Origin of the sequence: Collinsella aerofaciens, assembly GCF_039752955.1 — a bacterium.
Classification (GTDB): Bacteria; Actinomycetota; Coriobacteriia; order Coriobacteriales; family Coriobacteriaceae; genus Collinsella; species Collinsella aerofaciens_BI.
In genome coordinates this window covers 1-10,365 of the sequence record NZ_JBDMHB010000058.1, presented here as the reverse complement: position 1 = coordinate 10,365, position 10,365 = coordinate 1, and the positions used below count along the sequence as shown (strand labels likewise).

Genomic DNA, 10,365 nt, shown 5'->3' with positions numbered 1-10,365 from the left:
ATATACGCCGTGATGCGCGACCGGGTGCCCTACCGGGAGTAGCCCCGACGGTTGACAAAACTATAGGAACACCCAACTGCCGGACGGGACCGTTTAGCGGTGCGGCGGCCGACTGGGCAGGCTGAGCTGGTATCCTTATGCGGTATTGTCTCGATTCGTTAGGATTGCACGTGAGAGCTTCCGCTGTCCTTCGTTCAGTTATATGTCGCACCCTGGCCGTCGCGCTTGCTGCGTTCGCCGTACTGAGCGCCGTCATACCCGTCCCCGCCTTTGCCGCCGACTCTGACCAGCAGGTCAAGACGGTCCGCGTTGGCTGGCTTATCAACAACGAAGGCTTCCAGGACGGCACCCCCGGCGAGCGTCTCTCGGGCTGGGGTTATGACTACCTGCAGACGCTGTCATACTACACGCCGGGCTGGCAATACGAATACGTCTCCGGCACCTTCACCGAGCTTATGGACATGCTCGAGGCGGGCGAAATCGACCTCATGCCCAACATCTCCTACTCCGAGGAACGCGCCCAAAAGCTGCTCTTCTCCTCGAACCCCGAGGGCGCCGAGCGCTACTACATCTACGCCAAGCCCGATCGCGACGACCTGGCCAAGGGTGACCCCCAAGCGCTCCAGGGCCTTACCATCGGTTGCAACTCCGGTGTTATGCAAACCTTCGTTGGCCAGCAGTGGCTCGCCAACGAAGGAATCACCTGCACATACAGGGAGTATGACGGAGGCTCCATGCTCTTTGACGCACTCGCAAACGACGAAGTCGACGCCGTCATCATGAACGACACCATCTCGTCGCCCGATGCGTCGCCCATGTTCTACGTTGGCTCGAGTGACTACTATTTTGCCGTCCCCAAAAGCCGCCCCGACCTGATGAACGATATCAATGCCGCCATGACGGCAATCGCCCGCGTCAACCCACGCTATAACGACGAGGTCAAGGCGAATTACTCGGCCCAAAACAGCGGCTCATCATCGCTCACCGGCCCCGAGCGCTCCTGGCTCAAAGCAAACGACAACACCATCACGATCGGCTATCTTAAAAACAAACTCCCCTACTGCACGCAAAATGACGACGGCGAAATGGAAGGGTCGCTCGCCTCGCTTGCAACGACGTTGCACGACAAGTTTGGCATTACGGTTGCAACAGTAGCGTTCTCGAACAACGAGCAAATGACCAAAGCCCTTTCCACAGGGACCATCGATGTCGCCCTACCGTTGTTTCGCGACTACTGGCTTGCCGAGCAGGCAGGGGTCATCCTGTCAAACCCGATGGGAACGGTTTCCCTAGCCGCCATTCACAGCAGCAGCAACCTGAACAATGACCTTAAGAACATCGCTTGCACAGCAGACGCAATCGTCAACCGTTTTGAGCTCGAAAACCTATTCCCCGACGCAAAGGTAACCGAGCATCCGAATGACAACGAGGCACGCGAAGCCCTCAATAAGGGGGAGGCAAGTTGCATCATTGTCCCCAGCACGCGCTTGAAAACCATCCGCGACACCTACGATATCGAGGATTTCCAAACACAGGAGCTCACCGACACGGCACAGCTATCGTGTTTGATTTCGCGCGGCAAGCCCGTGCTGTTGGGAATCATTAATAAGGGCATCGTCAATGCTGGCGAATCGCTCTCTGCAAGCAGTTATTCCCCCACATCGTACTCGGCGCAAGAATCGGATGCGTTTCGACTTCTCTACCGCAACCGCATCGTCATTGCGGCAGTCGTCATCTGCATTTTGCTCACCGGCATCGTCATCCTTGTCTGGTCGCTTCACCGCGCGCAGAAAGAACAGCAGAAAGCCGATGCTGCCAACGCCGCTAAGACGGCATTCCTCACGCGCATGAGCCACGACATCCGAACGCCGCTCAACGGTATCCTGGGCCTTATCGAGATCGAGGAATTGAAGGAAGGCGATATCCAGGTCGCCCGCGAGAGCCGTGCCAAGGCGCGCGTTGCCGCCAATCACCTGCTCTCGCTGATCAACGACATCCTCGAGATGGGCAAAATCGAAGACCGCAAGCTAACACTGGAGCATACGCCTTTTAACCTCAAAGAGCTCTGTGATAATACGCTGGTGCTGTGCAAGCTCCGCGCGTCCAGTAACGGCATCACCATGCAGGACAATAGTCTGCCGTACGCCACGGGACCATACATGATCGGCAGTCCCACCCATATCCGACAGATCATGATCAACCTATTAGACAACAGCATTAAGTACAACAAGCACGGCGGCTCCGTCACCTTTAGCTCAAAGACCAAGCCACTCGATAACGGGCGCGCGCTCTTTTGCTTTAGCGTTTCGGATACCGGCATTGGCATGACTCCCAAGTTTTTAAAGCATATCTATGAGCCGTTTGCCCAAGAAGGTGACGATGCGCGCAGCAAGTTCCAAGGAACCGGCATGGGCATGCCAATCGTCAAGTCGCTTATTGAACTGATGGGCGGTACGATTGAGATTTCGAGTGAGGTTGGCGTGGGGAGTACGTTCAACGTCCAGATTCCGCTCGATATCGACGAGAATCCCCAGGCGCGGGCGAATACGGTTGAGAGTGCGCCCGACTGCTCGCTCGCCGACATGAACGTGCTGCTCGCCGAAGACAACGAATTGAATGCCGAGATTGCCCAGACGCTGCTAGAATCCGAGGGCGTCGTGGTCACCCGCGCCGCCAACGGCAACGAGGTCGTCGATCTGTACCTGTCGCATCCCGCCGGCAGCTTCGATGCGATCCTGATGGACATTATGATGCCGGGCATGGACGGCTATGAGGCAACCCGCACGATTCGTCTGAGCGAGAAGGTCGATGCAGCCGATATCCCCATCATCGCGCTCACCGCCAATGCCTTTGCCGAGGACGCCAAGGCGGCACACGATGCCGGCATGAACGCCCATCTGTCCAAACCACTCGACTTTAACAAGCTCAAAAACATACTCGCCCGCATCAAGAAAAACGGATCCGTTTCGCTATAGTTTTTGCAGCAACCACGCACGACCAGAAAGGAAGCCAACGATGTTTAGGCCCTTACGTCGAAAGAAACGCGCCATCACCGACGAGGAAGCGCGCGAACCGCTCGCCACCTGCAAGCGCGGCGTCTTTGCCGTCAACGGCGACGATGGCTACCCGTACGCCATTCCCGTCAACTACTTCTTTGACGCCGAGCACGACAAGATTTATTTCCATGGCGCCAAGGCTGGCCACAAGGTCGACGCACTCAAGCGCGATGACAAGGTCTGCTTTACCGTTTACGGCAACGAGTGGTACAAGGACGGCGACTGGGCTCCCTACGTTATGAGTACCGTGGTCTTTGGCCGTTGTCGCCTGGCAAATGACACCCCCGCGTTTATCGAGGACAAAGTCCGCCAGTTCGCGCTTAAGTACTACCCTTCTGCCGAGGAAGTCGAAGAGGAAATCGCCAAGGACATTAAGGGCGTCCAGCTCTACGAGATTACGATTGAGCATCTCTGCGGTAAGCAGATTCAGGAAAAGTAAGCCCCTCAGCAGGCCTCATCAATAGCAATATGGCCCGGTTCCAACCCACCTTGGAACCGGGCCATATGCTTATGAAGCGTCGGCGGCGATGTGCGCTAGCGCCTCGACGAGCTCTTGCGAGCTCACAGGCTTGCTCAGGTGCGCGTTCATGCCCGCCTCGCGCGAAAGCCTGCGGTCGTCGGCAAAGGCGTTGGCGCTCACGGCGATAATCGGTGTGGCCGCGGCATCCTCGCGATCGAGCGCTCGAATCTGACGCGTGGCCTCAAGGCCATCGATGCCCGGCATCATGATGTCCATCAACACCACGTCGTACTCGTGCGGTGCGCTCGCGGCAAACGCCTCAACGGCAGACTCGCCATCCTTAGCATGCGTCACGACGGCACCGGCACGGCTGAGCGTAAACTGCGCGATCTCGGCATTCAGATCGTTATCCTCTACGAGCAAAACGCGCAAGCCCTGGAGCGCATCGCCATCGCCCCCATCCACGCGAACTGCCTGAGGAATCTCGGAGCGCTTGCATTTCTCGAACGGCAGGCGGATGGTAAACGTCGTCCCCTGCCCCAAGACGCTCGTAAAACTCATGGTTCCGCCCATAAGCTCGACCAACTGTTTTGCGATAGGCGCGCCCAGGCCAGTTCCCGATGAGGCGCCTTCCACCTGTTGCTCCTCACGGCAAAACGGCTCGTAGAGGTGCCGTTGGAACTCCTCGCTCATGCCAATACCGTTGTCGGCGATCGTGTATTCATAGACAGGGACGCCATCTACAGGCTCCACCTCGCGGCACACCAGGCGGACATAGCCGCCCTGGCGGTTGTACTTGACGGCATTGCCGGCAATATTGAGCAACAAACGCTTGAGGTGCGTCACGCTCACCCGCGCATAGGGATGATTAAGCGTCTGCTGGTCGGAGATAATTGTCACCAGACGCTCCTCGGCCTGGCGCTCCAGAATATCGCGCACCTCGTGGTTGAGGGTCGCCAAGTTTGTGGGAACAAGCTCCAGATCGACCTGCCCGCTCTCCAAGCGACTCATATCCAGGGCCTCGTTGGCAAGGTCGAGCAGCAGTCCCGATGCCGTCCAGATCTTTGAGCGGCACTCGGTCTGCTTTTGCAGATCGTCCGCATTGGCATCGCCGACCTCGACCATGCCGCGAATGCCGTTGATGGGCGTGCGCAGGTCGTGGCTCATGCGGCGCAAAAACTCCGTCTTTGCCGAGTTGGCAGACGAGGCCTCACGCGCTACCTTTGCCAGCTTGTCGCCATAGTCGCGTTCCTGCTGCAGCAAGTCCGTCAAACGTCGACGATCGGCGCGGCGACGCACCATCACAACAGTGGCTACAACACCGCTGTAGAGCACCAGCACGCCGGCAGCAACAGCTGCGACGACCTCAAAGTAGCGCCGTGCCGAGGCATAGGTGTACACGTAGAACCCGCGCGCTTTTCCAAATGTGCCCAAATACCACTCGCCATTGGCGTTAACCAATCTGACCTTACCAGCCGGGCATCGATCCTTTATACCGTCGACAATGAAGACATCCGTCGCAGGCAGATTGAACACGCCCAATATGGTGGGTTCAACGGCATTGGTCGCAACGACCTTGCCATCGCTTTCGATCACGATATTGCCACTGTCGATGGTCTCATAACCACCGAGCAGGCTCTGCAGTTTGAGCGTATTGCTTGCAACTGCCTTCGCGCTCTGATGCCTTACTGCGACAACGATGCCCTCGTCATCCTGCCGGGTTACGCAGCCAATGTCTGCGACCGAATCATCCGCAAGTGTGATGCGGGCGGTATAGGACTTAAGCGGATAGGCTGCCACCTCCAGCACGGGTGCTTCCTTGAGATACGTAGCGAGCGACTCGTAGCCCACGCCATCCGTCGAGGACTCGGACACCAAATTGCCCGATGCGTCCGTCACGATCAGTGCGCTCACGTTGAACTGGTCGGCATATTGCTCCAGCATGGCGTTATCCACCGAACCGTCGCGCTCCATATCGCGCGCTGTCTCTCCGGCGATCTCCATAACGCGAATCAGGTTTTTGGTTGTATAGGCGCTATTGAATGCATCGTAGGAAAGGCTCTGCGTCGCCACGTAATCGACAACGTCGGCAAAGCGCTGCTCGGCCTGAGCTGTCGTGTAGCTGTAGCTCATCATGCCGGCAACAACCGAGAGCGCTATCCCCAGCAGAGCGACAAGAAGCCATGCCCCTGCCGAACGATTGCCCCGCTCCTGAGCGGCGTGGTCGGGCGCATCGATCATGACAGGCCCTCCATATTCAAAAATGGCGAAGGGTCATCAAAGTACTTTGACACCAGGCGTTCCATGGTGCCATCGGCAAACATTTCTTGGTAGGCATGAGTGAGCTTGACGTCGATGCCGCGCGTATCGTTGATATCGAAAGCGGTGCCCAAACCAACCTCTAGCAGCGGCTCATCCAAAATGCGATACGTTACGCCATAGTCTTTTTCGTAGGTGAGCAGCGAGGACTCATGCGCGGCGATGGCGTCGACCAGGCCCTCGACAAGCGCCGGGTTCAGGTATAAACGGTCCGAAAAGCTGTAGAGTTCCTTGATCTGCGGAACGTTTTCATTTGTATGATTGAGCAAAATGTCCTCGGGCTTGGTGGTGGACTGGACCGCCACGACCTTATCCTCAAGATCGGCAAGCGTGTAGATATCGCTCTGGGGATCGACCGCGACCACCTGGCGGCTCGCAAGGTACGGGCCGGCCCAACGATATTCGTTTTCGCGACCCGTCATACTAAAGCTGCCCATGACACAATCGAGTTCGCCGCTCGCCAGCAGCTCCTTCTTCTTTTCCCAGTCGATCAGCTGGTATTTTGGCTTGTAACCAATGCGAGCCAAAGCCTCGGTCAATATCTCGACATCCAGGCCAACGATATCGCCGTACTCGTCGGTATACACAAACGGTGGATAGAGGTCGCTTCCGACGTTGAGCGTCTTAAGGTCGTCGTCTTTGACTTGCGAGGCGTCCAGACCTTCTAATGCAGACGTCGAGGCTCCGTCATTCGACCCGGAGCAGCCAGCTATCGCTACGACAAAGGCACACGCTGCCGCAAGCGCGACAAACAACGATATGGACACCGAGCGGCGAGGTCTTTTCATCGAGCTCCAGAAGATCCTGTTTACAGACTAAAATGGTTAAAGATAATAGCAAACGAAACCACTCGAGCGTCCAATGGTTACAGACGTTTTACCATGCGGGGCCTTCCAGCCGGCTTGGCAGAAGGCCCCGCATGCAGCAAACGCCTACCGTGCATTAAAAACGTAGCGGTCCAAGCGAGCGCACGCTTCCCTTACGCGCGAAAGCGGCAGCGCCAGATTCACACGAATGTGGCAGGGTCCATGGAACGGGCGGCCGTCCTGATACCCCACACCCACGCGCGCCCCCTCGTCGAGCAGCCACTGAATATCGCGGCCATGCTCGCGGCACCACTCGGTGCAGTCCAGAAACACCATGTACGTGCCCTGCGGACGCGAAAACGCGACGCCCTTCCAGTGCTTTTCTGCATACGTGCAGAAGTACTCGATATTGCCGGCAAGCACCTGGTTGAGCTCATCAACCCACTCATAGCCCTGCGGCTGGTAGGCACCGATAAGCGCATGCATGGAGAGGACGTTCATCTCGTTGTAGTGGGTCTTGTTGGACACGGCGCACACGCGGTCGCGCAGCGTCTCGTTGTAGATGATGTGGTAGCTGCCGACCAGGCCCGCCAGGTTGAACGTCTTGCTGGGCGCGTAGAGGGCAACCGTGCGCATGCGAGCATCCTCGCTCACCGACTGCGTCGGGATGTGTTTGTGTCCCGGCAGGATGATATCGGACCAAATCTCGTCCGAGATCACCACGCAATCGTGCTGGCGATAGATGTCCATGGCGCGCTCGATCTCGTCGCGCTCCCATACGCGGCCGCAGGGATTGTGCGGCGAGCAGAACACCGCGGCATGAATGTGGTTTTGGGCGAGCTTGCGCTCCATGTCCTCAAAGTCCATACGCCACACGCCTTGATCGTCGAGCTTAAGCGGGCTGTGGACAATGCGATAGCCCGCGGCTTCGATGGACTTGGTAAAACCGATGTAGGTGGGGCTATGGACCAGCACAGCATCGCCTGGCTGGACATACGCGCGCAACGTCGACACGACACCGCCCAGCACGCCGTTTTCGTAGCCGATATGCTCAGGCGCCAAGCCCTCAACGCCGTTGCGACGGCTCTGCCATTCGATGATGCGGTCAAAGTACTCGGGACGCGGGTTAAAGTAGCCAAACATGGGATGCTGGGCGCGCTGAATAATGTGCTCCTGGACCGTGGGCACCGTGGCGAAGTTCATGTCCGCCACCCACATGGGTATGCGGTCGAAGCCCTCGTCGGGTGCGTTCGGGGCCATACCGGGGATCTCGCCCCAAGAGTCAACGGCAATGGAGTCCATGCCGTGGCGGTCGATAAGCGAGCTAAAGTCGTATTTCATGCTGAGCTCCCGTGCAAAGTAGGCTGTTTCGATAGGCGTTATTGTCCACCAGCGTAGGCGATTTTGGCATGGGGTTTGGCGCTTAATTTGACGGGTGCAGACGGATGGCTGGTTAGCCTTACGCGTCGTTGACGGCGACTACGGTTAGCTGGGTTTCATCGACCGTAAAAGATATGTCGAGTCCGGCGTAGGCCAAGTGGTAAACGCGGTTTGGCTCGTGCTTGCTGCCCGCGCGGCGCGGATCTTGGCGAAGAACCTCGGCCAGACCGGGGAGCTTTGCGGGTGGGACCATGTCTTGAAGAGCTTGCGGGAACTCGACGTCGAGCTCTTGCCACGGAGCGTCCTCAATCCAGCCGCCGGTCGCATCCGGATGACAGTCGGCAAATGGAATGTAGGGCTTAATGTCGTAGATGGGCGTGCCATCGCGCAGGTCGGCCCCCAGCACATGGATGATGGGGCCATCGTCGGTGAGCTCGACACGATCAAGCTTGACGCAGGTGAGCCCGATAGGATTAGGGCGAAACGGACTGCGCGTGGCAAAGACGCCCACACGCTCGGCCCCGCCTAGACGCGGCGGGCGCACGGTCTTCGACCACTTTGCGTTGGTTCCGGACCTGTCCTGCGTTTTAGCGTCGACGGCAATATCCTTAGCCGTGCCGCCGGGCGTTCCGTTTTCGAAGCGCCACAGCAGCCACAGGTGAGAGAAGGAGTCTAGGCCCTCAACCGCTGCATTGGAGGCAAATTCCGGCTTAAAGACGATGCGTCCCTGCAGATGGGGCGCCAAAAAGCTGTTGCGCGGAATGCCGAACTTCTGCGGCAGGTCGGTATGTATGTGTGCAATAGGTTCCATGCCGGTCATTGTACGGCATGGAGGCGTGGGGCGTTGCGCGCAATTCTTCGCCGCGGTCCCCGTCGTGCAACCAACGGTTGCTTGGAAGGGCGCCTGCCGCCGCGTATGCTTAAGCCATCAACCAGCAGAAAGGAGCCGCTATGGCCTTTGCAGAAAAGCTCATTGCCGTCCGTCGCGCCCATCACCTTACCCAAGAGCAGCTCGCCGCCAAGCTCTTCGTCACACGCCAAGCCGTCAGCCGTTGGGAGCGTGGCGAGGTCACACCGGGCATCGACATGATGAAGCTCATCGCCGCCGTGACCGGCGAGCCCCTGTCTCATCTGCTCGAAATGCCCGAGCACTATTGCCAGAGCTGCGGCATGATACTCACGCCCGGCGACTGCGGCACCGACGCCACGGGCGCCACGACCGATCATTACTGCAAGTGGTGCTACGACCACGGCCAGTACACCTACGATACCACGATGGAGGCAATGATCGAGGACTGTGCCCCGCGCCTGGCGCAAAACACCGGCATGTCGCTCGACGAAGCCGTCTCGCTCATGGGCGCCGTCCTGCCGCAACTGGAGCGCTGGCGCACCGTGCAGGAAAACGAGGAGCGCTACGGTGCCGAAGCGCGTGCGCGCTATGGCGATGACGTTATCGATGCCGCAAACGAAACGTTACTGGACATGGATCCCGAGACATGGAACGACATGAAGGAACTTGAACGCGCTATTCTGGGCCAGCTCTCGATTGCCATGGGCGACGGCGAACCGGATGGAAGCGAGGCTCGCAAGCTTGTCGCGATGCACCGTCGATGGATTGGCCTTAATTGGGGACACGAGCCCCAGAACGAAGCGTATCTGGGCCTCGCCCACGGCTATCTTGCCGACCAGCGCTTTGTTGACTACTACGACAAGCCCTGCGGCACCGGAGCCACGGCGTTTCTGGTCCAGGCCATCGAGTCGTCGCTGGCCCGCGCATAGACCGCAGCGGCTTTGGGTATTTCAATCAAAACCTCAACCGATTGGAGACCTATGGCTACTGATCACGAGCTCGTGCTCTACGTGATGACCGGATGCCCGTATTGCATTAAGGTGAAGCGCTTCCTGGCGGATAACGGCGTGACCATTCCCGAGCGCAATATCTCGACCGATACCGAAGCCGAGCAGACACTCATCGCCGTCGGCGGAAAACGCCAGGTTCCCTGCCTGTTCATCGACGGCAAGCCGCTCTACGAGTCGAGCGACATCATCGCGTGGGTACAAGAGAACCTGCTCTAGTACGCGCATCCCGTCCGCCCAAGGCCCCATCCCATACGACCTAAACATGTACACCAGCATCCAAAGTCGACATTTTTCGGCATCTTTGGATGCTGGTGTACAGTTTTTTGCAGAGGTAGTCATTGGGGACGTTCTTAAATGACTAGTTGTTTGAGATGGCCTTTGGATTATGGTTGTTTGAGGCCGCCTGAGGTAGCGCGCAGAGATGTGGTGTAAGAGGCGGGGCATGCCCCGCCTCTTCTCTTTCTTGAAAGGGAGGGGACACCGC

8 protein-coding genes are annotated in these 10,365 nt (G+C 58.2%); 4 read left to right on the top strand and 4 right to left on the bottom strand.

Translation table 11 applies throughout. The annotated features are described in order from the left end of the window. The first annotated feature begins 170 nt into the window (after positions 1-170). Together ABHR75_RS09315 and ABHR75_RS09310 are read left to right on the top strand one after the other, a co-directional pair. Positions 171-2,975 (top strand): ATP-binding protein, encoded by a 2,805-nt coding sequence (locus tag ABHR75_RS09315; protein WP_346964173.1) that lies wholly within the window; start codon positions 171-173, stop codon positions 2,973-2,975. 40 nt (positions 2,976-3,015) lie between these two features. Then, positions 3,016-3,495 (top strand): pyridoxamine 5'-phosphate oxidase family protein, encoded by a 480-nt coding sequence (locus ABHR75_RS09310; RefSeq protein ID WP_346964172.1) that lies wholly within the window; start codon positions 3,016-3,018, stop codon positions 3,493-3,495. Between the two features lie 69 nt (positions 3,496-3,564). Here ABHR75_RS09310 and ABHR75_RS09305 read toward each other — a convergent pair whose 3' ends face one another. The 4 genes from ABHR75_RS09305 to ABHR75_RS09290 all read right to left on the bottom strand — a co-directional run bounded on the left by ABHR75_RS09305 (position 3,565) and on the right by ABHR75_RS09290 (position 8,832). After that, positions 3,565-5,757, bottom strand: coding sequence for a hybrid sensor histidine kinase/response regulator (locus ABHR75_RS09305; protein ID WP_346964171.1), 2,193 nt, complete (start codon positions 5,755-5,757; stop codon positions 3,565-3,567). Continuing rightward, positions 5,754-6,602: a substrate-binding periplasmic protein gene (locus ABHR75_RS09300; protein ID WP_346964170.1), complete on the bottom strand. Its 849-nt coding sequence runs from the start codon at positions 6,600-6,602 to the stop codon at positions 5,754-5,756. The genes ABHR75_RS09305 and ABHR75_RS09300 overlap by 4 nt, the downstream gene beginning before the upstream one ends. A gap of 165 nt (positions 6,603-6,767) precedes the next feature. Then, positions 6,768-7,982 (bottom strand): MalY/PatB family protein, encoded by a 1,215-nt coding sequence (locus ABHR75_RS09295; RefSeq protein ID WP_346964169.1) that lies wholly within the window; start codon positions 7,980-7,982, stop codon positions 6,768-6,770. Between the two features lie 118 nt (positions 7,983-8,100). Next, positions 8,101-8,832: a tRNA (N6-threonylcarbamoyladenosine(37)-N6)-methyltransferase TrmO gene (locus ABHR75_RS09290; protein ID WP_346964168.1), complete on the bottom strand. Its 732-nt coding sequence runs from the start codon at positions 8,830-8,832 to the stop codon at positions 8,101-8,103. 140 nt (positions 8,833-8,972) lie between these two features. Between ABHR75_RS09290 and ABHR75_RS09285 the strand changes: the two genes are divergently transcribed. After that, on the top strand, positions 8,973-9,800 hold the full coding sequence (locus tag ABHR75_RS09285; RefSeq protein ID WP_346964167.1) for a TipAS antibiotic-recognition domain-containing protein: 828 nt from the start codon (positions 8,973-8,975) through the stop codon (positions 9,798-9,800). A gap of 51 nt (positions 9,801-9,851) precedes the next feature. Then, positions 9,852-10,097: a glutaredoxin family protein gene (locus ABHR75_RS09280; RefSeq protein ID WP_346964166.1), complete on the top strand. Its 246-nt coding sequence runs from the start codon at positions 9,852-9,854 to the stop codon at positions 10,095-10,097. Positions 10,098-10,365 lie beyond the last annotated feature (268 nt).